The 20,498-nt window shown below is 58.1% G+C and carries 36 protein-coding genes; 18 read left to right on the top strand and 18 right to left on the bottom strand.

Annotated features, from left to right (window positions below):
* Position 1: 1 nt before the first annotated feature.
* From B9A31_RS06990 to B9A31_RS06980, 5 genes are all read right to left on the bottom strand, one after another.
* Positions 2-502: a terminase small subunit gene (locus B9A31_RS06990; RefSeq protein WP_084296794.1), complete on the bottom strand. Its 501-nt coding sequence runs from the start codon at positions 500-502 to the stop codon at positions 2-4.
* A 159-nt stretch (positions 503-661) separates the two neighbouring features.
* Positions 662-1,000, bottom strand: a complete 339-nt coding sequence (locus tag B9A31_RS06985; RefSeq protein ID WP_084296793.1) for an HNH endonuclease — start codon at positions 998-1,000, stop codon at positions 662-664.
* Positions 1,000-1,158 carry a hypothetical protein gene (locus B9A31_RS27255; RefSeq protein WP_178092335.1) on the bottom strand — a complete coding sequence of 53 codons (159 nt, stop codon included), beginning with the start codon at positions 1,156-1,158 and terminating at the stop codon, positions 1,000-1,002. The genes B9A31_RS06985 and B9A31_RS27255 overlap by 1 nt, the downstream gene beginning before the upstream one ends.
* A 71-nt stretch (positions 1,159-1,229) precedes the next feature.
* Positions 1,230-1,394 carry a hypothetical protein gene (locus B9A31_RS27250; protein ID WP_178092334.1) on the bottom strand — a complete coding sequence of 55 codons (165 nt, stop codon included), beginning with the start codon at positions 1,392-1,394 and terminating at the stop codon, positions 1,230-1,232.
* Entirely contained in the window at positions 1,394-1,624 is a 231-nt protein-coding gene (locus tag B9A31_RS06980) for an Acb2/Tad1 domain-containing protein (protein ID WP_084296792.1), read from the bottom strand. The genes B9A31_RS27250 and B9A31_RS06980 overlap by 1 nt, the downstream gene beginning before the upstream one ends.
* Before the next feature lie 199 nt (positions 1,625-1,823).
* Between B9A31_RS06980 and B9A31_RS06975 the strand changes: the two genes are divergently transcribed.
* Positions 1,824-2,060: a hypothetical protein gene (locus B9A31_RS06975; RefSeq protein ID WP_084296791.1), complete on the top strand. Its 237-nt coding sequence runs from the start codon at positions 1,824-1,826 to the stop codon at positions 2,058-2,060.
* 39 nt (positions 2,061-2,099) lie between these two features.
* Here the strand turns inward: B9A31_RS06975 and B9A31_RS06970 are convergent, their stop codons facing one another.
* From B9A31_RS06970 to B9A31_RS06930, 8 genes are all read right to left on the bottom strand, one after another.
* Positions 2,100-2,417 (bottom strand): phage holin family protein, encoded by a 318-nt coding sequence (locus B9A31_RS06970; protein WP_256204676.1) that lies wholly within the window; start codon positions 2,415-2,417, stop codon positions 2,100-2,102.
* Between the two features lie 333 nt (positions 2,418-2,750).
* Entirely contained in the window at positions 2,751-3,140 is a 390-nt protein-coding gene (locus tag B9A31_RS06965) for an antiterminator Q family protein (RefSeq protein WP_084296790.1), read from the bottom strand.
* An 11-nt stretch (positions 3,141-3,151) separates the two neighbouring features.
* Positions 3,152-3,469, bottom strand: a complete 318-nt coding sequence (locus B9A31_RS06960; protein ID WP_084296789.1) for a hypothetical protein — start codon at positions 3,467-3,469, stop codon at positions 3,152-3,154.
* 271 nt (positions 3,470-3,740) lie between these two features.
* Entirely contained in the window at positions 3,741-5,030 is a 1,290-nt protein-coding gene (locus B9A31_RS06950; RefSeq protein WP_084296788.1) for a tyrosine-type recombinase/integrase, read from the bottom strand.
* Positions 5,027-5,455, bottom strand: coding sequence for a VRR-NUC domain-containing protein (locus tag B9A31_RS06945; RefSeq protein ID WP_084296787.1), 429 nt, complete (start codon positions 5,453-5,455; stop codon positions 5,027-5,029). Before B9A31_RS06945 ends, B9A31_RS06950 begins: the two co-directional genes overlap by 4 nt.
* Positions 5,452-5,748 (bottom strand): DUF1364 domain-containing protein, encoded by a 297-nt coding sequence (locus B9A31_RS06940; protein ID WP_084296786.1) that lies wholly within the window; start codon positions 5,746-5,748, stop codon positions 5,452-5,454. The genes B9A31_RS06945 and B9A31_RS06940 overlap by 4 nt, the downstream gene beginning before the upstream one ends.
* A gap of 27 nt (positions 5,749-5,775) precedes the next feature.
* A complete protein-coding gene (locus B9A31_RS06935; RefSeq protein ID WP_084296785.1) occupies positions 5,776-6,459 on the bottom strand; it encodes a replication protein P in 684 nt (227 codons plus the stop codon).
* Positions 6,456-7,184 carry a DnaT-like ssDNA-binding domain-containing protein gene (locus B9A31_RS06930; protein WP_084296784.1) on the bottom strand — a complete coding sequence of 243 codons (729 nt, stop codon included), beginning with the start codon at positions 7,182-7,184 and terminating at the stop codon, positions 6,456-6,458. Before B9A31_RS06930 ends, B9A31_RS06935 begins: the two co-directional genes overlap by 4 nt.
* 68 nt (positions 7,185-7,252) lie before the next feature.
* Here B9A31_RS06930 and B9A31_RS26955 point away from each other — a divergent pair, with 68 nt between their 5' ends.
* Positions 7,253-7,459 carry a hypothetical protein gene (locus B9A31_RS26955; RefSeq protein ID WP_143512014.1) on the top strand — a complete coding sequence of 69 codons (207 nt, stop codon included), beginning with the start codon at positions 7,253-7,255 and terminating at the stop codon, positions 7,457-7,459.
* A gap of 48 nt (positions 7,460-7,507) precedes the next feature.
* Here B9A31_RS26955 and B9A31_RS06925 read toward each other — a convergent pair whose 3' ends face one another.
* Positions 7,508-7,756 (bottom strand): transcriptional regulator, encoded by a 249-nt coding sequence (locus tag B9A31_RS06925; RefSeq protein ID WP_084296783.1) that lies wholly within the window; start codon positions 7,754-7,756, stop codon positions 7,508-7,510.
* Positions 7,757-7,852: 96 nt separating this feature from the next.
* Between B9A31_RS06925 and B9A31_RS06920 the strand changes: the two genes are divergently transcribed.
* From B9A31_RS06920 to B9A31_RS06900, 4 genes are all read left to right on the top strand, one after another.
* A complete protein-coding gene (locus B9A31_RS06920) occupies positions 7,853-8,698 on the top strand; it encodes a S24 family peptidase (RefSeq protein WP_084296782.1) in 846 nt (281 codons plus the stop codon).
* A 484-nt stretch (positions 8,699-9,182) separates the two neighbouring features.
* Positions 9,183-9,680, top strand: a complete 498-nt coding sequence (locus tag B9A31_RS06910) for a DUF6978 family protein (protein WP_084296780.1) — start codon at positions 9,183-9,185, stop codon at positions 9,678-9,680.
* Positions 9,677-10,444 carry a DUF1828 domain-containing protein gene (locus B9A31_RS06905; RefSeq protein ID WP_084296779.1) on the top strand — a complete coding sequence of 256 codons (768 nt, stop codon included), beginning with the start codon at positions 9,677-9,679 and terminating at the stop codon, positions 10,442-10,444. The genes B9A31_RS06910 and B9A31_RS06905 overlap by 4 nt, the downstream gene beginning before the upstream one ends.
* 192 nt (positions 10,445-10,636) lie before the next feature.
* A complete protein-coding gene (locus B9A31_RS06900) occupies positions 10,637-11,137 on the top strand; it encodes a peptidase associated/transthyretin-like domain-containing protein (RefSeq protein WP_084296778.1) in 501 nt (166 codons plus the stop codon).
* Positions 11,138-11,186: 49 nt separating this feature from the next.
* On the opposite strand, the gene B9A31_RS06895 is transcribed toward B9A31_RS06900, so the two are convergent.
* Entirely contained in the window at positions 11,187-11,513 is a 327-nt protein-coding gene (locus tag B9A31_RS06895) for a DUF1654 domain-containing protein (RefSeq protein ID WP_084296777.1), read from the bottom strand.
* 59 nt (positions 11,514-11,572) lie between these two features.
* On the opposite strand from B9A31_RS06895, the gene B9A31_RS26950 reads away from it, so the two are divergent.
* The 7 genes from B9A31_RS26950 to B9A31_RS06855 all read left to right on the top strand — a co-directional run bounded on the left by B9A31_RS26950 (position 11,573) and on the right by B9A31_RS06855 (position 15,369).
* The gene (locus B9A31_RS26950; RefSeq protein WP_143512012.1) at positions 11,573-12,190 is read left to right on the top strand and encodes a hypothetical protein; all 618 of its coding nucleotides are present in this window, start codon (positions 11,573-11,575) and stop codon (positions 12,188-12,190) included.
* 130 nt (positions 12,191-12,320) lie between these two features.
* Positions 12,321-13,172: a ParB/RepB/Spo0J family partition protein gene (locus B9A31_RS06885; RefSeq protein ID WP_084296775.1), complete on the top strand. Its 852-nt coding sequence runs from the start codon at positions 12,321-12,323 to the stop codon at positions 13,170-13,172.
* Between the two features lie 6 nt (positions 13,173-13,178).
* Entirely contained in the window at positions 13,179-13,562 is a 384-nt protein-coding gene (locus B9A31_RS06880) for a response regulator transcription factor (RefSeq protein ID WP_084296774.1), read from the top strand.
* A 19-nt stretch (positions 13,563-13,581) separates the two neighbouring features.
* Positions 13,582-13,851 (top strand): hypothetical protein, encoded by a 270-nt coding sequence (locus tag B9A31_RS06875; RefSeq protein WP_084296773.1) that lies wholly within the window; start codon positions 13,582-13,584, stop codon positions 13,849-13,851.
* On the top strand, positions 13,848-14,306 hold the full coding sequence (locus tag B9A31_RS06870) for a hypothetical protein (protein WP_016712891.1): 459 nt from the start codon (positions 13,848-13,850) through the stop codon (positions 14,304-14,306). The genes B9A31_RS06875 and B9A31_RS06870 overlap by 4 nt, the downstream gene beginning before the upstream one ends.
* Before the next feature lie 81 nt (positions 14,307-14,387).
* Complete coding sequence (locus B9A31_RS06865) at positions 14,388-14,744, top strand: hypothetical protein (RefSeq protein ID WP_084296772.1); 357 nt, start codon at positions 14,388-14,390, stop codon at positions 14,742-14,744.
* 364 nt (positions 14,745-15,108) lie between these two features.
* Positions 15,109-15,369, top strand: a complete 261-nt coding sequence (locus B9A31_RS06855; RefSeq protein ID WP_084296770.1) for a hypothetical protein — start codon at positions 15,109-15,111, stop codon at positions 15,367-15,369.
* 371 nt (positions 15,370-15,740) lie between these two features.
* On the opposite strand, the gene B9A31_RS06845 is transcribed toward B9A31_RS06855, so the two are convergent.
* Positions 15,741-16,403, bottom strand: coding sequence for a hypothetical protein (locus B9A31_RS06845; RefSeq protein WP_084296768.1), 663 nt, complete (start codon positions 16,401-16,403; stop codon positions 15,741-15,743).
* A 53-nt stretch (positions 16,404-16,456) separates the two neighbouring features.
* On the opposite strand from B9A31_RS06845, the gene B9A31_RS06840 reads away from it, so the two are divergent.
* Positions 16,457-17,227 carry a hypothetical protein gene (locus B9A31_RS06840; protein WP_084296767.1) on the top strand — a complete coding sequence of 257 codons (771 nt, stop codon included), beginning with the start codon at positions 16,457-16,459 and terminating at the stop codon, positions 17,225-17,227.
* Between the two features lie 31 nt (positions 17,228-17,258).
* Here the strand turns inward: B9A31_RS06840 and B9A31_RS26945 are convergent, their stop codons facing one another.
* Together B9A31_RS26945 and B9A31_RS27410 are read right to left on the bottom strand one after the other, a co-directional pair.
* The gene (locus tag B9A31_RS26945; RefSeq protein WP_143512010.1) at positions 17,259-18,716 is read right to left on the bottom strand and encodes an HNH endonuclease; all 1,458 of its coding nucleotides are present in this window, start codon (positions 18,714-18,716) and stop codon (positions 17,259-17,261) included.
* Between the two features lie 144 nt (positions 18,717-18,860).
* A complete protein-coding gene (locus B9A31_RS27410) occupies positions 18,861-19,160 on the bottom strand; it encodes a hypothetical protein (RefSeq protein WP_084296765.1) in 300 nt (99 codons plus the stop codon).
* Positions 19,161-19,323: 163 nt separating this feature from the next.
* On the opposite strand from B9A31_RS27410, the gene B9A31_RS06825 reads away from it, so the two are divergent.
* The 4 genes from B9A31_RS06825 to B9A31_RS06810 are packed head-to-tail and all read left to right on the top strand — an operon-like array spanning position 19,324 to position 20,478.
* Positions 19,324-19,617, top strand: coding sequence for a hypothetical protein (locus B9A31_RS06825; protein ID WP_049274154.1), 294 nt, complete (start codon positions 19,324-19,326; stop codon positions 19,615-19,617).
* A complete protein-coding gene (locus B9A31_RS06820) occupies positions 19,614-19,880 on the top strand; it encodes a hypothetical protein (protein WP_084296764.1) in 267 nt (88 codons plus the stop codon). Before B9A31_RS06825 ends, B9A31_RS06820 begins: the two co-directional genes overlap by 4 nt.
* Complete coding sequence (locus tag B9A31_RS06815) at positions 19,877-20,089, top strand: hypothetical protein (protein ID WP_084296763.1); 213 nt, start codon at positions 19,877-19,879, stop codon at positions 20,087-20,089. The genes B9A31_RS06820 and B9A31_RS06815 overlap by 4 nt, the downstream gene beginning before the upstream one ends.
* On the top strand, positions 20,086-20,478 hold the full coding sequence (locus tag B9A31_RS06810; protein WP_084296762.1) for a phage protein NinX family protein: 393 nt from the start codon (positions 20,086-20,088) through the stop codon (positions 20,476-20,478). The genes B9A31_RS06815 and B9A31_RS06810 overlap by 4 nt, the downstream gene beginning before the upstream one ends.
* The last annotated feature ends 20 nt before the right edge of the window (positions 20,479-20,498 follow it).

The following is a 20,498-nucleotide window of genomic DNA, read 5'->3' as shown; positions in this document are numbered from 1 at the left end:
GTCACCCCTTGACGACAGTGAGGGGCGGCTTGCTTCGGGAATACTTGCCCTTGCCAGCCTCTTTGGCGGCCTCCGCCTTCTGCTCTTTCTTGCCCGCCTCGGCCTTCTTCCCGTGGATATACGGCACGGCGGTCTGCGCAGCGTTGCGCCGGTCGAAGACTTTCGCCCGGGGCTCGTTCATCAGCGCGAGCAGCCACACCAATGGATCATCAGTTGAAGGCAGGCAACTCAGGAACTCTCCGTCGGCCTCATTGATCTCGACGGGGTCTTCATTGGCTTCATCGGCCTTCGCTTTGCTGCGCCGCCTTTTCGGCTCAGGGTTAACACTGAGCTCTGCTCTACGAGCCAGAATTGCGGATGCGATCTTCGGATCATTGGCCCAGCGCGAACCAGCTGCAGCAGCCGTCGAGGGCTTACTGCCCGCGGCTTCCGCTGCTTCTTTGTTGGACGCGCCCCGGGCCTTAGCGTCAACAAACTGTCGCTGTTTGTCTGTTAACACCATTAACAAAAACCTTTAGGGGGGAGAAAAATGTCTACGTGGGGTCGGTGGCGGTCTAGCTAGATGAGAATCCCTAGCTTTTGACCCCCCTACCCCTTCGCGGCACGTCACTGGCGTGCCGCTAGGTCGCCGTCCGCGGGGTTTCGACGATCCGCTGACGCCTCAGCCACCCAGTCCCGCCGCCTCCTCGGCCTGCTTGACGGAGTCATGGCACGGCTTACAGAGGCTCTGCCAGTTGGTCTCATCCCAGAAGAGAGCCATGTCTCCGCGGTGAGCAACGATGTGGTCGACAATCCTGGCGGCAGTTGTGCGGCCGTTCCGCTCGCAATAGACGCAAAGCGGGTTGTCGCGCAGGTACCGCTCTCGGGCTTGCTGCCACTTGTAGCCATAGCCGCGCTGGGAGCTGGTCATGCCGCTTCGCCAACTGCCAGGGCTCACCACCTTGACCCGTGAGCCTGCGCTCTCCTTGATGCGAGAACCGAGCGTCTTGAGCCTGGCCATCAGCGCACCTCAACCTTCAGGCCGCGACCGACCCAATAGGCAACCCGACTGGGGTTCGGTTCACATCCTGTGACCTGCGCCATGGCCAGCACGCCAGCCAGGTAGTACTTCAACCACCAGCGATGGCGGCAAACGATCGTTGCATACACCCTAGCCATGCCGGCGCTCCTCACCTCTTGTACCAAGTCATCTCATAGCACCGTGCATCAGGCGGCACCTCGGCGATCGGCTAGCGCAGGCAGTCCATGTGCTTACGCTCCGGCCGATTGCGATTCACCCGCAGCGTCTGCACCAGGTAGGCCGAACCGGCTGCAGTGGTGATGAAATCGCCGACCGCGATGCCATCAACGCCGTCCACGTAAAGCTTGCATCGCGTGTAAGGCGCCTTGGCCATCAGCTGAAAGGATCAGCGGGCTTAGCGATCGAGCGCACGAACCACATGAAACCCTGCTGCAGGTTGGTCTTGGCCAAGGCCAGGGTGCGCTGATCCACGCCCTCGATCTGGCCAATCTGCTTGAACAGCTCGCCGGCGTCGGCTTCCAGGGCCTTGATCGAGTTCATGCCGTCGATCTCGCTCTGGGAGAGGTCGTGGTAGCCGGTGATCTTCTTGTGCTGGTTGTCCATGGTGAATCCTCATGTGGGCGCGCCAGGAAACGGCGCATGTCTGTTTTGTGGCGCGGAGCAACTCTTGGCCTAATTGAACGAGCCAGATGACCACTGACGCTAGTGACACGGAATGCCATCAATTCGTCTCGATGAGTCATATTGCTGGCTTTCTGCAATCGAACTAATACTTGGGTATCTGCCTGGGGAGGCCTAAGTCATGCAACCACGATTCGTTATCGTTCCGGCTGTGCCTATCGAAGGTGAGTCCTTCCAAATCGGTAACCGGTTCTATGCCGCCACCACTTCGGGCGGCTTCGACATCTACGACAATCAAGAAAAGGAAAGGCTGAAGCGCGGCTTCACCAGTAGGACGGCGGCGGCTGCAGAATGCGAGAAACTGAACGCTGGTTCACGCAACCCTGAAGAGCGATTCCCATTACTGCGCACAGAATGAGACACCACGAAACCGCGCACCTAGATTTTGTGGCGCAGGTTATGGGCCATCGACCTTGCGCTCTGCCCAGCGTCTACCGAGCTGGCGCGCCTGCTCGACGCCCAGCACGCCGACAAAGCCAGCAGTGGCGAACGACCAGGCGATGCTCAGGCCGAACTCTTTCACGGTCAGGCCAACCACCATCACGATCAACGCGCCAAGAGTAGCCTCAATCAGCTGTCGGACTGGGCGGGTTTCCTGGCCATCGTATTGAATACGCAACCAGGTCAGGGCGAATGTCAGGCCCATAGCCAGGCCGTTCTCTCTTAGGGCTGTTAGTACAAGCACCCAGAAGGATGGGTCTTTCTCTGGCGGCATATGGGCCATCTCGATTCCTCCCGTTGCGGGGAGCGGAAAAAGAAAAAGGCCCGCTGTTATGGCGAGCCCTTGAATGGGTGCGGAGGGCCGGCACTTACCCGGCTTGGTGGTCTGGATCGCTGGGTCACGTACCCCAGACTCTCATCGCGTTGTCCATCAGTGACCGCACGGGTTTGACTGAACGCCACTACCGACTTAGCCCTGCTGCCAGGGCGCGTCATCCGCATAAACGAAAAACCCCAGAGCGCGATGTCTGGGGTTTGTCTGTGTCGCGTTTCTTGCAAGCTGGACACGCTGCTATGAAAACAGGTGTTTATCCGCGCGGAAAGCTTTTTATGCAGCCTCGCGCAATTGCTCCAGAGCACAGTCGATCCATGCCACTCCGGTGCTGATCAGTTCGCGCGCCTTGGCTTCACCCATCTTGTGCTCACGGGCGATGCGCAACGCAGGCCACTTAGCGCCGAAGTACAACCAGATGAATCCGCCCATCTGCGGGTTGCGCTTGTTCAGCCTGGCTACGGCGCCGTCCACCGCCAGGGCTAGGTCGTCCGTGATCACGTATTGCTTTAGCCCGCCTTCCGCTGGGACGTGCTCCTTCATGAGTGCATAGAGCGGGCAGACATACTGAGGCACGCCCATCCCATCCATGCGCCACCAGCCCCATTGCTCGAGCATGTACGCGGTGTCACCAAGGGCCTTGTCTACGTAGGTTCGTTTTTTCATGTCCTTCCCCCTCAATCCCCGGTGTAGTTGGTGCCGCCGGCGCCGCGCCGGTTGCTTCCCTGATATGTCGCCTCAGGCCCGGATGCCTGAGGGTTCTTCAATTGCTCGATCTGCCGTGTCGCGCCCTGCAGCCTCATGCTGAGCTGGGTCACCAGTTCATCCAGGGCCAGGGCCTCGCCAGTTGCCGCCACTACCCAGCCCGAGGCGTTACAGTGGTCGCACGGCAGTTCGTGAAACAAACCCTTAATGACCGCTCTCCCACGGCACAAAGGGCACTCTTCCAGCTCGATCACAGCCTTCTTGAAGGCTGGGCCGTGGCTCTTCCTCATGCGTTGGACGCCTTTACCCAGCGCCGCACCGACAGCTCGCACCCCATCTTCAAGCAGACCCCGTTGGCCATTCCCCGGTGGGTTGCCCGGCGCCCGCAGCCGCAGTTGCAGCGCCGTCGCGACTTCGAATCAACCTGTTCCTGATAGCAGATCTGCCCAGGCAGCCCGCCGACAAAACCCCAACCCTCCATCCCGCCGCGCATTGCCGCCGAGCGGGCCGCTGGAGACATCGCGTTCAAGTCGGGCATGGCTGGCCCTGAGGGCTTTCCAGTCATTTCGAATCCTCGCTTATGGTGGATGCCGGAAGGGCCTCGAAGCCCGCGCGCTCTGCGGCCTTGGAGAGAATCCATGAATCCGCTGATCTATCGCCGGTCAAGCCGTGAACCGACTCGAAACCCTTCTGATCAAGGTGTGCGTGCCACTTCTCCAGCGCCTCGCGTTTGCGAGCCATAACGTCGGACTGGATGTACACCTTCACGTTGTGGCCCATGGCGTGGTTGACCATCAGTTCGCCCACCAGGTGGTCAACACCCAGATCGGCCCAACTGGTACGGGCCAGCTTGCGCAGGTCGTGACTGGTCCACTTGCCTTCCCCCATGACCGAGAACACTGCAGAAGCCTTCGACTCGCTCATGGGCTTGCCTTGCCGGCCCGGGAACAAGAACTCACCTTCGTAACCCTGATTGATCTGGATCTCGCGGCAGGCCATCAGCAGGAAGCGCACCTGGTCGGTCAGTGGCAGGCGGTGCTGCACGCCGGTCTTGGTGTGCTCGGCGGGAATGAACCACTCCCGCTCGGCCAGGCTGATATGGCTCCAGCGGGCCATGCGGGTCTCGCCCAGTCGGGTGCCGTGGCACAGCATCATCAGGGCCAGTAGGCCATGTTGCGGGTTGTGGGCCAGCGTGCTCTTCATGCGCGCTATCAAGTCTTCCAGGTGCACACCACGCAGTCGCGACGGCTTGACCGTGACCTTGGCCTTGGAGAAGTCACGGAAGCGGATGCCGGCCATGGGGTTGCTGCTGATCAGCCCGAGCTTGGCGGCCTGCCGGAAGGCCAGAGCCAGCAGCTGGAACACCAAGCGCACATAGTCGATCGACAGCGACTCTTGTAGCGGCCACATCAGTCCGCGATCGAGCAGTGCCTTATCCATCAGGGCAAGAGGGGTAGAACCAAGGCGCGGTATCAGGTGCTGCTTGATAGCCGACGCCGCCGTGCTCTTGCGCTTGGCCGACAGGCTGCGATCACGGGACATGCGCTCAGCGAACCAGGCCAGCAACTCGCCAGTCAGCAACCAGCTCGACAGGCTTGAACTTTCGCCAGCCTCGAGACGCAAGCGGATATCCGGCAGTGCTGCAGCAACCTTTGCGGCGCTCAGGTCAGGGTACGAGCCGATCCGGCACCACTTGCCTTTATGGATCAGGTACCAGGACCCGCGCTCACGGGAACGGTGAAACCGGAAGTAAAGGCCTTGGTTGCCCAGTGCGCGCAGGTCACGCACCTGGCCGGCGGCCTGCCGGCGAATCTCTGCATCGCTGATTTTCACAGCGGCGGTTTTGGTCATGCTGCAACCTCCGTTTTAGGCAGGGCCAGGTACGCCCTCAGGCACTCCATGGCGTCGAAATGCCCCTGACACACAACGGCCAGGTAGCCTTGGTCGTTCAACCGGCGGATACACGCTTGCTGGCTGGACGAGACGGGCGCCGGATCAACGGTCGCCTTGAATTCGATGTAAAGACCGAAGTACCCGCCTCGGGCCATGGTCAGCACCAGATCAGGGATTCCGGCCTTCACGCCCTGCGCCTTGAGCTTCAGCGCCACGCCCTTGTGTCGGTGACCGCCGTTCGGGACGTGGTAAATCAGTTCGAAGACCTCGGGATAGCGCAGCTGGATCTCTTCGAGCAGGGCAGCCTGCTCCTGCCCTTCCCTGTCGACGGGCTTTGCGCGGGCCGGCTTGGCCTTGAACGGGCGAAGGGCGGGCGCATTCATGCGATCAGCACCCCCTCAAGGATGAGCAGCGCCTGGGTGCGCATGACGCCCTCGGCGTGGTACTGACGGGCGGTCTCACGATCAATGCCCCGGCTGCGGCCGTCGCAGGCGTCGTGACAAGCGCTGCAGCACCAGGCGCCCTGCATGTCGTGTGGTTTCTTGCCGACGCCGCAGGTGCCAGCCAGGCGGTAGTGCGCAAGGACGGTGGTCTCGGGGTTACCGTTGCATACGCCAGGGATACGCACCTGGCATTCGCGGCCGCGTGCGGCCTTGGTCAGTTTTGTTTGGCGCACAGAATCGCCTCCTTGCAGGTTGATTGATCAGCGCCCCGCCAAGCGGGCACGCAGGGCTGCCAGGGCAGAATTCCCGACTTGTGGGGTACGGCGGGCGGCTACCTCGGAGGGAAGTGCCAGGGGCATCTTCTGCAACGGCTCACCAGCCATGAGGCGACGAACCGCGATGACATAGTTGCGCTCGAACAGCTTCGAACTGGCATCGGACGGCAGTTTGTTGAGGTTCTCGAAGCCGCACTCCTTGGCCGCGTGCCACACCGCGTCGTGACTCCACTTGCCACGGCCAGCCATCGCAGGATGTGCATTGCGAGTCGCTTCTCGGAAGGCGTTCGCCAATGCTGGGAGGCCAAGCATTTCGGGCGATGGCTGGCACCACTGGATGAACTCGCCGGGTGGAGGAATGAATGCTGCACCCGACTGGCGGCAGCGCATTAGCCCGAACTGCAACTGCTCGGGATTGCAGATGCCGGCCTCAAGAAAGGCGGTCAGCCATTGCTGCTTAGACGCGTCGTAGGTGGCCTGGTCTGGCCAAGCCTGCTTCCAGGCGGTGCAGATCGATCGCAGATCACGGAACAGATCGTTGATCACCTTCGCTGTCTTCCGGTTGAGCTCTGCCTTCACGTCATCGGGCAGATCGTATCCAGCAGAGATGTGCTGACCAGACTGAACCTTGGCCCATAGGCCATGAGTTACAACTGCGACTGGATTCATTGGGCGCTTCCTTGCTCGATCCACGACGTATCACTGTCGTCGAGCTGCTGGCCACCAGATCCTGCCCGCAGAGGAACAACCTTCGCGGCATTCGCAAGGTCGCGCTTTCTCCAGCCGACCAAGTCGGCGATCCACTGGCTCTCGGTTTTGGCCAGCCCCTTCGCGTCGTGATGGACGACAAAACCCGAAATGGCTTTTTCCGAGAACTCGTCGATAGCTACCCCGGAACGCTTGGCGTAAGCCTCAAGCTGAACCTGGTCGGGAATCCATTCGAGGAACATCGCGAACGGCTCACGCGGAGAGTGTGTATTACTTCCCTTCCCTTCCCTTCCGGGGGTGAGGACTCGATCACCGCTAGACGAGCCTTCGCCGACTTCTCGACGAGCACTCGGCGAGGGCTCAACGAATTCAGGGTGCTTTACAGTAGGTCTATCGATCTTCTGGTGGTGCCATCCGTTGACGTGCAGGTACTGCTTCGATGCCGCCTCGTAGATGGTGATCAGTCGGTTCGATACCAGCTCAGCGAGCAGCCCTTCCACCGTTAACGCAGTGATGTCGTCTCCAGGGAAAACGAGGGCCTTGATGGTCTTCGGGGACATCGGGTGGTTGCCTGCATCGTCGCAGAAGTTCCAGATCCCGATGAACAGGAGCCGAGCCATCGCCGAGCATTCCATGACCTGTTCACTGGTCCAGAACTCAGGCTTGATGGTGCGGATACGCGCCATTACGATCGCCCTCCATGACTTACAGCCTGACGCGTCAGATTCGACGAAATACCAAAACCTGACGTGGAATGCGTGGTATTGCCTGCATCGGCCATGCGGTGCATAATCGACCTCGATTTGATGCTGTTGAAGAAGCCGGGCTGCCACCCGGTTTTTTTATGCCTGCGATTCAGGTACTGGATGGATCAGCAGGTGTTTCGGTCATCTACTGGCGCAATGCCGGGCGTTGGATAATTCGACTCATGGAAACTTCACCGCCTCTGAAATTGCTCTGAGTTCTGCCTTGTAGCTGAGCCGACAGTGCACTTCGCAGATGCTGATGCCTAAGCAGCGGACTGCGGCTGGTTCAAGTTGCAACTGACTTGGTTCCACGGGAACGAAGGGCAGAGATCGTGGCGGCGTACTGCCCCATTAGTTAGAGCTTCAATTTGTAGGGCGCGCTTAGCTGGGACTGAGCGCTCCCCTGAACACCATTGGTTTACAGTCGGCGCCGAAACGCTCAGCCTGCGCGCCATTTCCGCCTGACTGCCCAGCAAGCGGGATGCTTCTTTGGCTGCTTCAGCTGATTTCATGACTTCTCTCCAGGAGATTTACTCGTGAAGATAAGGCATTACCTTATTTTGCACAAGCCATTGCCTAACCGACAACTGCATAGGCCTAATTAGGCAATGCTTACCGGACCAGAATTAGGCGCAGCCATTGAGGCCGCGCGTATCGCCAAGGGCGTATCGAAGAAGAAAATCGCAGACGACTTCCAGGTGAAGCCTCCGTCGGTACAGGGCTGGGTGAAAAACGGCCGAATCGACAAATCCAAGCTGATGGATGTCATCGCATACTTCGCTGATGTGGTCGGCCCTGAGCACTGGGGTCTACGCCCAGGGTTTACCTTCGAAAGCCTGTCGGACGCGGATTCCGAGCCTTCACCAGATGAGTCTGTTTCCACCTCTGCTGCCGATATCGTCCGCAACATGCTCGCCAAGCAGGGAAAGAGGCTTTCAGAGACTGCCCGTGCGCAGCTCATGGCTGCGGCTGAGGCAAGCGATGAAGGGAATGTGGTTACCGTCGACTTCTCGCGACCAGGACTGGTAGGCGACGAGGTTCGGATCGCCCACTACGACATTCGCGCGGCAATGGGCGGCGGTCAGCTCCCGCACGACTACCCGGAAATGCTCAAGGACATTCGCGTCAGTCCCAGTCATCTGCGGGAAATCGGCGTCGAATTCGAACAGCATTACCACCTGAAGGTGGTCACCGGCTGGGGCCAGTCAATGGAGCCAACCATCAAGCACCGCGACCCGCTGATAGTGAACATCAACGTCCGCGACTTCGTGGGCGATGGGGTGTACCTATTCGTCTGGGATGACCTGCTCTACATCAAGCGCCTGCAGGTGGCTGATGAGGACCACTACGAGATGATTTCGGACAACCCTCGGCACAAGGATCGGCTGATTCGGCGTGACATGACCTACATCCAGGCCAGGGTGCTGCTGGTGTGGAATGCCCACCTGGTCTAGCCAGGTATTTTGCCAGGGCAGCACTCAGATTACTGGAGCTAGAGGCGAAGCAAGACAACGGATTGAAAGTGCGGACGGAATGGGATGAGTCAGTGGCGAGAGCGTGGTTTCTGGGGTAAAGCGTGGATTTTCGCCCTTCTAGGGCTCCTCGTCGTTGCAACCGACGGCGCTGACCTTTCTTGCCTGGGCGGAGGCTCCAATCGAAAGCGGGTCTTCAGTCCCGGCTTTATCTTCCTATGCGTGTTCGTAGTGGTCCTTGAGCTGATGGTGCTGAGCCACTGGTACGGGGTGATCTGATGAGGTTCATAGGTCTATCCGGGCCGGAAACGAGCATGAAGCCCAGGCAGTGATCGGGGTCTACCTGGCAATACAGGCTGAGGAGGATCGACTGATAGAGAGGTCGAAGGAGCTGTAACCCGGTGGGTTACGATCAGCGAGCGAAGACTCGTCGAGTTGATGGATTTTCCCTGGGGAGGGACCCTGCATGGTGATAAGTGACACCCTGATCGCGGAATTGCTCGCAATCCCAAAGGTCATCAAGAATCCTGGCGCTAAGGCCAAGGTCCAAAAGAAATCAGAGCGAATCAACTATCAAGTTTACGCCTCTGATAGTGACAAGTCTTTTGAGATGTACACCCGCCAGAACCAAATTGACCCAGATGCCTACTCGTGCGGCTTGATCTATCACCCTCGCAACGGGGAGAAGGTCACGCTGGTCCGCTACAATGGGAGCAACCACGTCCATCGGAACCCGCTTGAGGATGGAGAGCTCATAAAGCATAAGTGCCATATCCATCGCGCGACAGAGCGGTACATGGAAATGGGTGACAAGGCCGAGAAATTCGCAGAAACCACCGATCGGTACCATGATTTGGCGGGAGCGATAAAATGTATGCTGAGTGACTGCAACATCTCTGGGCTCGACCTCCCAAGCCAAGATTTTGGGGTGGAAGTATATTCGCAACTGAGCTTTGACTTATGAACGACATTGCCGCCATCAAGGAGACCCTGTGCCACGCATTCTGCGAGGATGTGGCGGTGTCTGCGCGCGGCGATTTGCTGACGGTATCTCTGCCTCTCACCGCGAGGGATGGCGACTCATTTACGAGCTACTTGACCAGGACCTCCGCTGGGTGGCGCATCTCTGACGCCGCTAACACCATGATGCGCCTCAGCTACGAGAATGACCTAGGAAAGCTTCTCACCGGTCCTCGAGCTAAACTCTTTGAGACGATACTCTCCGAGAATGGCTTGCAAGAAGATGATGGTGAAATTTTCTTGGAGGTCCCAGCTGACAGGTTGGTCAGAGGCCTATTTCAGCTCGGGCAAGGACTCAGCAGAGTGGAGGATATTGCCCTATGGTCACGTAGTCGGGTTGAGTCAACCTTTTACCACGACCTGCGCGAAATTCTTTACTCGATCGTTCCCAGCGAGATGGTCGACGAGTCCTACGCCCCTGCCATCAGTGGCGGGGAGGATTATCTGGTTGACTACCAGATCAGAACTCAAGGTCGTCCATTGTACCTTTTCGGGGTAAACGGGAAGGATAAAGCTCGGCTTACCACGATAACACTGCTTCACCTTAAGCATATGGGTCTGAAATTTGACTCAATGATCGTGTGCAGCGATTTTACTGAACTGCCAAAGCAAGATGCATCGCGCCTCATGACTGCTGCCAACGACATTGTCCCGGTTGTGACTGATGTTCAGGCCATTAAGGACAAAATTCTAGACAGAGTTTCTTGAGCGCCTCGTTGCACCAAGCCCGCCTCGGCGGGCTTTTTCATGCCTTCACGCTTTTTTCACGCCCTACCCTGCACAGTGAGGGCTCATCCGCTTCCCTACGTTAGCCCGCATTGCAGTGCGGGCTTTTCTTTGGACGCGTGATGGCGGATGGCCATAGTGGTAGGATGACGCCCAAATCACAGGGAGTTATCTATGCTTTCGTCCGCTCAAAAAATTTCCGCTCTGCTCTTAACGTCACTGGTGATAGGCGGATGCGTTTCACAGCCTGCCCCGCAGCCTCGGCCATCATTTCCGGTCGAGGAGTACAAGGCTTTACCCGCCACCGGGACCGGCACGGTTGAAGGGCAAGTCTTCATGAAAACAGTTGGCGGCGATGTCAAATATGGAGCTGGTTCGCAGGTATACCTTAACCCTGTCACGTCTTACTCGGAGCACTGGTATCGCACGATCTACGAGGTTCGTGCTCCAATCCAGCCAGCTGATCCGCAGCAGTCGAACTATGTAAAAATCACTCAAGCCGACGGCAGTGGCGCCTTCCAGTTCAACGACGTTCCTCCTGGGCGGTATTTCTTGACCTCGGATGTCCGCTGGCAAGCCCCTACCCAATGGGGCCTTACCAACCAGGGCGGGCAAATCACGGATCGGATTACCGTAACAAACGGTAAGACTACCAAGATCATGCTCACCCGCTAATGCCTTCATCGCACGATGAGCCCGCCTTGAGCGGGCTTTTTGATGGCTGTCAGAAAGGCGCCTCCTCCTCAAGCTTTTCCTCCTCCCAGGCCCTGTCCACCACCAGGTCGTCACGATCAGCTGCGCTCAGCGGCTCCCACCTTACCGTCACGCTCTCGTCGTCGTTGAATGTCAGGTCCAGCTCAGGCGTTTCGGCCAGCAGCCCCATCACCTCCTCCCACTCCATGTCTCCATCCGTGTCTAGGCGATGGATCGTCACCCAACGCTGCGACTGCGCAATCGGGTGATTGATCATCGATGAGACTCGCAGGCCCAGGCGTTCCAAGGCCGTCATCTCTTGGCGCGCTTGCGGGCTCGAATTCTTCTGCTTGGCCATACCTTCCTCATCAGCTGTACATACATCCAGTATTAGGCGGAGATTACCTGAGTCATCGAATGATGCAAGCACGGATGACGGATAAGGCATTCAAGAATAAATTAGGCATTACCTATTTACATGGGTTAGGCATTGGCTTATCTTTCTTTTCAAGCAGTCACTTACTAGGGCTGCCGAAGCCCTCACCGGCCACCGCTCTTTACACAACCAGACGTGACCACCTCGACGCACCCAGGCAATCACCTGGGTCGGGACAAGCTAAGTCGTCGACCACGCAGCCTCTGGACAGCTGCCGGACTCCCCAATGGGAGGACGCCAAACCATGCAGCCAGCCGGGAAGAACACCGAACACGAAATGTGTGACCCGGCCAGGTGGGGATAGCCGCGGCAATACGCATGGTGCGGAAAACAGATTTCACTGGCTGGCCTTGGCGACAGGGCCAGACGGGAAATCAACCGCCCTGGAGGGCAAGACGATGGCGAAGCGGCCAACAAACCGCATCAAGTACAAGATCTGGGGCGAAGACAGCTCGACTGAGTTCGACGGGAGCATCGCTGAAGGGCTGTATTACGGCGCCTGGAGCCTTTCTGTTGGCGGTGGACAGCAGCTAATCGACAGATTGATCGAGCAGCAGAAGAAAGTCCTGAGCCAGTCACCCTGCGCTACGTCAGCCTGACGGAAACTGCCCGGTTCACCTGGTTCCCCATCACCAGGCTGCATCGGTCGTGGCGTTCGCCCTCCCCTGGTCCGGGAGGTACACGGCAGCGAGCGTCACGACCAATGCAGCCCAACGGAAGTGAACTCAAATGGCGAAGTCGTTCAAGCAAATGATCAAGGATGGCGAGGTGCGGCGCGCCGATGCCATGAAGGTTCAACTGGAGGATCTGCACGAAGAGCCAGGTTTCAACCTCCGCACCGAAGGCGATGCACTCGAAGCGAGCATCAACGCTCTCGCAGAGTTCATCGCAGCGGGCGGTCAAATCCCTCCGCTGGAAGTTCGCCCACGGGCCGAAGGTGGTGTTTGGCTGGTTGATGGCCACCGCAGGCGCCGGGCGCTGTTGAAGCTCGATGCCGAGGGCCGTCTGCCACGGACGCCCAACAAAGATAGGCCACACGTACTGGAAGCCTGGGTGCCAGTGATCGCTTTCGAAGGCAGCGATGCCGATCGAGTGGCACGCATCATCACCAGTCAGGAAAACGAAAAGCTCTCCCCCTTGGAGCTGGCTGAAGGCTACAAGCGCCTCCGGGCTTTCGGCTGGTCGGTGGAGCAGATAGCCACCAAAGTCGGCAAGACACGGCAACACGTCGAGCAGGTGCTCACTGTCGGTAACGCAAACACTGATGTGCAGAACCTGGTAGCTGCCGGCCACGTTTCAGCTACGACAGCTGCACAAGTCGTCCGGGAACACGGAGACGGTGCTGGCAAGGTGCTGGGAGCCGAACTGGAGAAAGCACAGGCAAGCGGCAAGAAGCGAGTGACTGCCGGTTCGATGAAAGGCCCTTCGATACCGAAGCCCAGGCTTGAAGCAGTGCACACCGCATCACGCAATTTAATTGCATCGCTGGACTCGATCGATGAGGACAGCCGCTCCCTCACCATTCCCACTGCGCTTGTCCTGCAACTGCGCGAAGCCTTGGACGGCGCCAAACCGAGATAACAGCTCATGGACACGATCACTTGCGGCTCATGGATTGGCCAGCTCGGCAAGGCGCTGGCTCCGCGTGAGCTCGAAGCATTGCTGTGGGTGGCCCAAGGGCTCACCACCAAAGAAATCGCCCGCGAGATGGCAGTCAGCCCCGGCACCGTGGCCAACCGCATCGAGGCCGCGCTGTTCAAGCTTGAGGCCGGCCGCCGCATCGAGGCGGTCACCAAGGCCATGCGCCAACAGATCATCAGCCCGCTCTGCATCGCCCTCGCCGGCCTCATCGCCATGCATGCGGTGATCGACGACAGCGACCCAATGCGCCGCGACCGCCGTGCGCCGGAACGCCGCACCGCCCAAGTTCGAATCGTTCGCAAGGCCGAGGCCTTCGAGCTCCACGCCTGACCCTACCGAGGATCAACCCATGCAGACAGCAATGCACCCGGCCTTCCAAGAGAAGGTGGAAGGGCTCAAAGCCCTGCTCGAGCACAGCAAGTTGGTAAGGGCGGAAGCCATGGCAAAAGTCAGCGCAGGAACGCCGCGCTACCAGGCCTCGGGCAAGGGTAACACCTGGGATGTGGTAGAAATCGCCACGGGCGCCGTTCAGGGCTTCGCCTTCAGCTATCGAGCCGCGCTGCGATTCGTGGATGCAATGGAAGCCGGGGCGGCTAACAAGACAGGCACGCGGCAATGAGCAAGCGCAAGCCGCACAACATGCGCTCCCGACTGGAGCGGACCTGCCGGGCTTTGGTCTCCGCCAACCACGCGGCCGTCGTGAACATCGACCCCAGCGGCCAGCAGGTGTTGATCAACTGGAAAAACCTCAAGCAGATCTGCGTGCGCCAGGTGGTCGATGCCGTGTGCGACATCCCGCACCGATGGACCATCTACTTGAGCGTGCTGTGCCGAACAGAGCTCGGCGAGCGGTACCACAAGTCGATTGAGGTCGCGCCACAAGGCAACTACCGGGCCGACCACCTGACCGACGTAATCGAGACTACCTACACCGACCTGCGGGCCACGGCCAACCCTAACCACTTGGTCGCGGCCGGCTGGATCGCCATACCCACCGACACAACGCTCGACGAAGCAGAGGCCGCCAAGATCTTTGCTGCCGTCGGCGCCTGGAATCAGCAGAAAGCAGCATGAAACGCATCACCGCACGCGTCCGGCACGGCCGGCGCCAGCAGCACATCAATTTGCCGCCCAGCGGCTTGGGAGGTATCGGCCATGGCCAAGCAGAAGACCGGAGCCGCGAAGCACTCTTCGGACTACCGGGATCGCCAGAAGGAAGAAGCCGAGAGGCTGGGCATCGAGAAGGTGTTCTTCAACATGCCGGAGGGCATCAAAAAGGCAATGGCTGCCGAGATCAAGCGTTGCGGATACAAGCAGATCCAAGAGCTGTGGCAGGACCTGGCCTTGTCGTGGATTGCGCAGGATCCTGAAGAGCGGGCGCGTCGCCTTGAGCGGCCTGACGCGCCAGCTTTTTACATATCGCCAAAACTAGCGCGTCAGTTCGAAGAAGCAAGCAAGGCCGAACTTCGAAGATACCCAGGTGACGAAATCCGTTGTCCTGCTAGTCCTTGAATAACACTCGGCCACTGGCATAAGCGCCAATCGATAGAAGCTCACTTGTGCTAAGCGTTGATGCGCCTTTAAGTATCAATCTGCCCGACCCCATGCTCGCATGCGTTGCCAGTTGGCACAGATCGCTTAAGGTTCTTCCAGTAACCGACATCTCAATCGAAACGCCTGAGGCGATCAGTTCTTTCAACTCGCTGAGCGGCCTAGCTTCAAATCCCATAGCAACTCCTTGATCAGGCCCTATGCCTGCTTACAAGTAGTACCGCACCGACGCCTCCAAACACAAATGCGTGACGCATTACTGCGCACTTCTCAGATCACCATGCCGCATCCGGCCACGGAGGGCGGCGCATGCATGGAGAAAGCCATGATCGATAACCAGACGCCCATGGGCCGCATGGACCACGGAAAGACAACGTGCGGACGCATCGTCATGAGCCGCTGGGATCAGCCTGAGCGGTCGGATAACGAGGCTGACCGCCAGAGATTCATCAGGGATGTGCATCGAAGCGGATTCATCCACTCCACGCAGGTCCGATATGAAGGCGACCAGCTGCCTGACTGGGTTGGTCAAAGCCATTGCCAGGACCTCAACTGCAGGTGTCAGGAATTCCTGAATCGAGCCTGAGCCTCCGGCGCTGCCCGCCAGCGCCTTAACACTTTCCGCCGAGGACGGGTGGCAAGGCTGTGAAGAACCAGTAGATCCCAGTTCCTAACACCAAGGTCCAACGGCTTTCAGGGTTCAGAAACATCCCGGCCACGCCAAGCGCGATCAGCGCAACGCCAGCCCACCGTCTGCGCTTGGGGTTAAACCACAGCTGGAACGCTCGAAGCCTTTCGCGCAAATGCATCACCACTCTCCTTGGCTGGTAAGCGGCAAAGCATATCACTCGGCGCTGCCCGCCAGCGCCTTCCCCTATTCAACGATAACGCCTCCCCGGCGAGGGCGGCGCCTGCACGCAAGGACCATGGGAGAAACAAGGAGCTAGCATTAATAGCTCACGAACTGAGGAAGGGATGCTTTTCAGCATAGTATATTGGGTGAGGCTCGTCCTCATCTTGGTAACTTACAACAGAGAAAGATTGTCTTCCAAGGCGGCCGATCCGGCTTCTGTACTCAACTGATAAGACAAAGTCCTCCCATTCGTTCATCCCACTTCTCCGGAGAGTCTCACAGTCACCCGAAAACATCGTACCTATTCTTTTACTTGGATGTTCTCTGCCCCCAAGCTCAGCGACGACTTTAACGTCCTCGCAATACTCTCCAAAATTATGCAAGCTAAAGGCAAAGTAGAATTCCCCATCATCATCCCAGCCGCTACCAGATGCCACCACCTTAAAAAGGGGCTCAAGAGAATTCTCATGATTTCGGAGAGCAACTTCATTCGCCGAAGCCATCTTCGCTTGTTCAGCCACAGCATTATTTAATTCAATCGCCTGAAGCCTAAGAGCTTCTGTACCCTGCCTCAACTCATCGCCTTGCTGGAAATATCCAAACACTAGCCAAGCTAAAGCCAACGGCCCGAAGGCTCCAGCAAGATAATCACCTAGTTCATTAAGTCCTAAATCTATCAGATCATCGAATCGATACACGCAAATCAATGCGAATCCACATATATAAATGACCGAAAATATTACGGCCAACTTTGTCCTTAAGCTCATCCCTACCTCTTCCCTACTTTTTCAGGCCAACATAGTAATGGCCAGGAGCCGCCATGCTCAATCGAATCGTCTGCCAGTTCAGTTGCGGCGCCGCTTCGGCGGTGGCCACCAAGCTGGCCTTGGCCGAGTACGGCAGCACGCATGACGTGCAGATCATCAACGCATTCATTGCCAACGAGGAAGTAGACAACCGACGGTTCGCCCAGGACTGCGAAGCCTGGTTCGGCCAGCAAATCACCGTCCTGCGTGACGAGAAGTACGGCGCCGACGCCCTTGAGGTGTTCCGGCGCGAGCGCTATATGAAAGGCCGTACCGGAGCGCCGTGCACCAAGATCCTCAAGCGGCGCTTGCTCGACACATGGAAACAGCCTGGCGACGTGATGGTGTTCGGTTATACCGCCGAGGAGGCCGATCGCCTGGAAGACCTCAGGGAGCGAAACCCTGACCGCCCGGTGATCGCACCGCTGATCGACCGAGGCCTGGGCAAGGATGACTGCAAAGCCATCCTGCTGCGAGCAGGCATCGAACTGCCGCTGATGTACCGGATGGGCTACGACAACGCCAATTGCATCGGCTGCGTTAAGGGAGGGGAAGGCTACTTCCGAGCCATCCGTCAGGACTTCCCGGAGCAATTCGAGGCCTTGTGCGCCATTCAGGACGACTTGGGCGAAGGCTCCTACCTCTTCCGCAACCGCAACACCAACGTTCGCTATTCCCTTCGCGATCTTGGCGATGGCCCCGTACGGCGTAACGAGACGATTCCCTCTTGCTCATTCTTCTGCGAGTTGGCAGAGGCTGACCTCGCGGGTACCGGTACAGAATAGTGCTACCTGACAATGGTGCTATTGAGCCGTTTCATGACAGAGTCCTCAATCGACGGTGCTCTATTCGATGGCAGTTCGCACAAAGACAGCGAAGGTCTTCGAGAGTTGTTTTGTGGTTATCCCCCATTTCAGCAACATGAACTGCGTGGTGATGAACCTCAATGCACGCCTCGCCAAACTCTCCATAAATCTCAACAGGATCGACGTGGCAACTCTCGCAAAACAACTTTCCGTGCTTACGACGAAACTCAGCTTTTTTGGCATTGGAAAGACCAGTGGCCCGCTCTCTTCGAAGGTGATGCACCAGGCCACGATAGCCCTCTGCCCACACCTGGTCTTCGCTATCGGGAAGTAGATCCACTGGCTTAACTTCGACCCCTTTCGACACCACTCTATAACCAGCTTCCTCTAAGAGGTCGAAGCAAACAGTCCCAACGCCCGCGGTGAAGTGTACTGGTCTAACGGTGAATCCCAGAGCGGCGGTTGCCGCGAGTCCAAATACCTGTTTAGGGGCGAGGCGAACTCCCTCGTCCACTAGAAGGTCGTAATCGGTTGAAGGCCCGAAATTTTCAGCGGTCCCTCCCTCAAGTAGTACCTGTACGGCTTGCCAGATATGCTCCGAGGTCACCTTACGCAACTGATTTGCTGGCAACCGTCCTTCGAGGGGACCATGAGTGCCCAGTAATGAGTTCGATAACCGTTGCGTGGCTTCGACCTCAGGATTGGTGACGGATAGTAGACTCAAAATCTTTCGAGCAAGCATTGGGGATACACTCGCCAGATACGAACCCTGATTCGCATCTCCATTTTCTTGTACAGGTGAATACTTCCTCGGGAGCAATTCAATCAAAGAGCTAATATGTGGTTTAAGCACAAGTGGGTGATCTAAAGGTAACCACTCGATTGGTACCATCCAGCCGAGATCGTCCCAGTACTCGCCAGCTTGAGAATGGCTAGCTGGAATCGGTTCTTCCCGGTGCTCACCAGATGCAACACCAATCGCTTTAATCTCCTGCCAGGCAAAAGAAATGACAATATCCCCAGCCCTCACACGTGTAAGACTGTCGTAACCAAGATTGTATGTATTATTTTTCTTCGTTTTTGGAGACCAGATGTACCCGCCGGCGTGCTCATCTTTGTAGGTTTGCTTGTGATTCACCCACCAAAATCTGCGCGGAACCTCACCGTTGATCACATACCGCACAATGTCCTTCGACGTAGATGAACGATTACTACTCTTACCGTCGGGAAGCAGGCAGCGGATTGGTATTCCTAGCAATACCTGGTCGACTAGATCCTCATGGCTATAAATCTTGAGATCGAACGCCTTCTCGTTTCCTCCATCTGGATAGGCTCGATAGGAGCGCTCACCAGTCGCAGCATCCAGTTGAAAAATTGGACGAATCGCTCGCCCTTCCCGGTCTTCGAAATAGAAATCGGATGAGACAAGCATTGACTGACCTACAGCCATTGTTTTGGGATCAGACATCCTTGCAACTCCATCGACATGAATGGCACAAAGATATCATCCGACTTCTTTAGCACGAAACCGAATGCGCTTCTGACCAAACAACGCAGCGCCTTTCCCAGCGGGAGTACATCCGTGCCCCTATCGCTGTAACCCCTCTCCCCTCTATTTTGAGCAGGCGAACTGGTCGAACTGAGGGATGGTATCGGTGGCGACTCTACGGGCCCGGCCCACACCCCAGGCCAAAGCCCTGGTCATCGACTCACCGGGACGCGAATCGAAAGCCTCTTCGTGTATCGCCATGCCGGACGACGCATACACACCAATGAACATCTGTGTAGTGCCTGTCCGCGACAGTCGCACCTGGACATCGATGTATGTCCCATCGTCGAGTGTCTCGTCATGAGTGCGGTGGTGAAGCGTCGGGTCAGCCCAGGCCCAGAAAACATCACCGCGTATTCTCATGAAGCTCTCCTACGACTTTAGTTGTAGTTAGGTGTTGTATTGCCACCATAGCGAACACCCAGTTTTACGCAAATCCGCCGAGCCGATCTGAGAGCTGAATCGGACAATCGGCAACCCCTCTTCCCTCTATTCACTGCCGCAATATGGCGGCCAAGGAACCTGCATGCCTGCAAAACAGCATCCGCTCGACGTGCAGAGCGTTGGTGAAGACACCTACATCGTCATGAGTAAGGGGCATCACGACCTCGATCAGTTCATGGCCGCCGCCATCAAGCGGTATCCAGGCTGGGCGCTTGGCGGCCCAGTCCACGTCTGGATCAAGACGACTCCAGGTCGCGGGACCTACGACTGCATGTACAACATGGTTCCCGAGGGCACCCGTGGGTGCTGGCCGGCAACCTATTGCCATGAGTACGGCGAAGGCTTCGAGCGCTACAGCGGCGAGGTGAGCAAATGACCCGCCTCGCCCTCTGCCTCCTGCTGCTGGCCACCGGCGCCAGCGCAGAACAACTCAGCGACGACATCGAGGTCGTTCGTGATAACCAGCGCGGCGTCACCTGCTACGCGTTCAAGCGTGGCTATGCCGGCGGCAGCAGCTGCATCCCCGACAGCCAGCTGCAGGCCGGCAACGAGCGCCAGCTCTCCCCGCACGAAACCCAACCCGAACCTACACCCGCTCTGGCGCCTGGGCGCTGGATTGATGAGAGGTATCAGCTGTGAGCAAGGTAATTCACTTAGTCTCGCACTTTGGCTGCTTCGACGATCACGATTGCCAGATCGCATGCAACCAGGCCGGCGAAGACATGGACGGCTCTGACCGCCCGAAAGAGGTGACCTGCAAGAAGTGCCTGCGGGTCTATGCGGCGCGCGAGCGACAGGGCCAGGAACAACGAAGGAAGCGACTCGCCGCGCAGCAGGTGCAGTCATGACCGACCTGATCGAAGTGAAGACGGCCGACCTGGTCGGCGAGCAGCTGGCATGGGCCGTCGGCAAAGCGGAAGGCCTGGACGTGCTCCTCGCCCCGCCCATCTATGGCAACCCGTGGAGGGTGTTCGTCCGCTACACCGGCGAGGTCACCATCCGCGATGTGCGGTTTGACCCGCACGAGAACTGGTCGCTGGCCGGCGCCCTGATACGCAAGCACAACATCAGCCTCCACGCCCCTCAGCACGGTTCGGATTGCTGGGCAGCCTGGAAGACGATCGATGATAACGACGTGCTCATGGGCGGGGCCACTGAAACCATAGCGGCCTGCGGGGTGGTGGTTGCGTTGAAGCTCGGCGATACCGTCCAGGTGCCGAAGGAACTGATGCCATGAAGACCGTTGGCGGAATCATC

It is taken from the genome of Pseudomonas sp. URIL14HWK12:I5 (assembly GCF_900176445.1).
Taxonomy (GTDB): Bacteria; Pseudomonadota; Gammaproteobacteria; order Pseudomonadales; family Pseudomonadaceae; genus Aquipseudomonas; species Aquipseudomonas monteilii.
The sequence above is the reverse complement of the archived record's forward strand: the minus strand, read 5'-3'. Positions and strand labels throughout refer to the sequence as shown.

Coding starts and splice junctions, on each gene's coding strand:
- B9A31_RS06965 (WP_084296790.1), bottom strand. CDS start 3,140: ATGAAAAAACGAACCTACGTAGACAAGGCCCTTGGTGACACCGCGTAC.
- B9A31_RS06920 (WP_084296782.1), top strand. CDS start 7,853: ATGCTTACCGGACCAGAATTAGGCGCAGCCATTGAGGCCGCGCGTATC.
- B9A31_RS06905 (WP_084296779.1), top strand. CDS start 9,677: ATGAACGACATTGCCGCCATCAAGGAGACCCTGTGCCACGCATTCTGC.
- B9A31_RS06950 (WP_084296788.1), bottom strand. CDS start 5,030: ATGACCAAAACCGCCGCTGTGAAAATCAGCGATGCAGAGATTCGCCGG.
- B9A31_RS06930 (WP_084296784.1), bottom strand. CDS start 7,184: ATGGCGCGTATCCGCACCATCAAGCCTGAGTTCTGGACCAGTGAACAG.
- B9A31_RS26945 (WP_143512010.1), bottom strand. CDS start 18,716: ATGTCTGATCCCAAAACAATGGCTGTAGGTCAGTCAATGCTTGTCTCA.
- B9A31_RS27250 (WP_178092334.1), bottom strand. CDS start 1,394: ATGGCCAAGGCGCCTTACACGCGATGCAAGCTTTACGTGGACGGCGTT.
- B9A31_RS06925 (WP_084296783.1), bottom strand. CDS start 7,756: ATGAAATCAGCTGAAGCAGCCAAAGAAGCATCCCGCTTGCTGGGCAGT.
- B9A31_RS06880 (WP_084296774.1), top strand. CDS start 13,179: ATGGACACGATCACTTGCGGCTCATGGATTGGCCAGCTCGGCAAGGCG.
- B9A31_RS26950 (WP_143512012.1), top strand. CDS start 11,573: ATGATGCAAGCACGGATGACGGATAAGGCATTCAAGAATAAATTAGGC.
- B9A31_RS06885 (WP_084296775.1), top strand. CDS start 12,321: ATGGCGAAGTCGTTCAAGCAAATGATCAAGGATGGCGAGGTGCGGCGC.
- B9A31_RS06825 (WP_049274154.1), top strand. CDS start 19,324: ATGCCTGCAAAACAGCATCCGCTCGACGTGCAGAGCGTTGGTGAAGAC.
- B9A31_RS06975 (WP_084296791.1), top strand. CDS start 1,824: ATGCAACCACGATTCGTTATCGTTCCGGCTGTGCCTATCGAAGGTGAG.
- B9A31_RS06945 (WP_084296787.1), bottom strand. CDS start 5,455: ATGAATGCGCCCGCCCTTCGCCCGTTCAAGGCCAAGCCGGCCCGCGCA.
- B9A31_RS06895 (WP_084296777.1), bottom strand. CDS start 11,513: ATGGCCAAGCAGAAGAATTCGAGCCCGCAAGCGCGCCAAGAGATGACG.
- B9A31_RS06990 (WP_084296794.1), bottom strand. CDS start 502: ATGGTGTTAACAGACAAACAGCGACAGTTTGTTGACGCTAAGGCCCGG.
- B9A31_RS06970 (WP_256204676.1), bottom strand. CDS start 2,417: ATGCCGCCAGAGAAAGACCCATCCTTCTGGGTGCTTGTACTAACAGCC.
- B9A31_RS06865 (WP_084296772.1), top strand. CDS start 14,388: ATGGCCAAGCAGAAGACCGGAGCCGCGAAGCACTCTTCGGACTACCGG.
- B9A31_RS06840 (WP_084296767.1), top strand. CDS start 16,457: ATGCTCAATCGAATCGTCTGCCAGTTCAGTTGCGGCGCCGCTTCGGCG.
- B9A31_RS06910 (WP_084296780.1), top strand. CDS start 9,183: ATGGTGATAAGTGACACCCTGATCGCGGAATTGCTCGCAATCCCAAAG.
- B9A31_RS27410 (WP_084296765.1), bottom strand. CDS start 19,160: ATGAGAATACGCGGTGATGTTTTCTGGGCCTGGGCTGACCCGACGCTT.
- B9A31_RS06960 (WP_084296789.1), bottom strand. CDS start 3,469: ATGAGGAAGAGCCACGGCCCAGCCTTCAAGAAGGCTGTGATCGAGCTG.
- B9A31_RS06870 (WP_016712891.1), top strand. CDS start 13,848: ATGAGCAAGCGCAAGCCGCACAACATGCGCTCCCGACTGGAGCGGACC.
- B9A31_RS06845 (WP_084296768.1), bottom strand. CDS start 16,403: ATGAGCTTAAGGACAAAGTTGGCCGTAATATTTTCGGTCATTTATATA.
- B9A31_RS06980 (WP_084296792.1), bottom strand. CDS start 1,624: ATGGACAACCAGCACAAGAAGATCACCGGCTACCACGACCTCTCCCAG.
- B9A31_RS06820 (WP_084296764.1), top strand. CDS start 19,614: ATGACCCGCCTCGCCCTCTGCCTCCTGCTGCTGGCCACCGGCGCCAGC.
- B9A31_RS06810 (WP_084296762.1), top strand. CDS start 20,086: ATGACCGACCTGATCGAAGTGAAGACGGCCGACCTGGTCGGCGAGCAG.
- B9A31_RS27255 (WP_178092335.1), bottom strand. CDS start 1,158: ATGGCTAGGGTGTATGCAACGATCGTTTGCCGCCATCGCTGGTGGTTG.
- B9A31_RS06985 (WP_084296793.1), bottom strand. CDS start 1,000: ATGGCCAGGCTCAAGACGCTCGGTTCTCGCATCAAGGAGAGCGCAGGC.
- B9A31_RS26955 (WP_143512014.1), top strand. CDS start 7,253: ATGCGTGGTATTGCCTGCATCGGCCATGCGGTGCATAATCGACCTCGA.
- B9A31_RS06875 (WP_084296773.1), top strand. CDS start 13,582: ATGCAGACAGCAATGCACCCGGCCTTCCAAGAGAAGGTGGAAGGGCTC.
- B9A31_RS06900 (WP_084296778.1), top strand. CDS start 10,637: ATGCTTTCGTCCGCTCAAAAAATTTCCGCTCTGCTCTTAACGTCACTG.
- B9A31_RS06855 (WP_084296770.1), top strand. CDS start 15,109: ATGATCGATAACCAGACGCCCATGGGCCGCATGGACCACGGAAAGACA.
- B9A31_RS06935 (WP_084296785.1), bottom strand. CDS start 6,459: ATGAATCCAGTCGCAGTTGTAACTCATGGCCTATGGGCCAAGGTTCAG.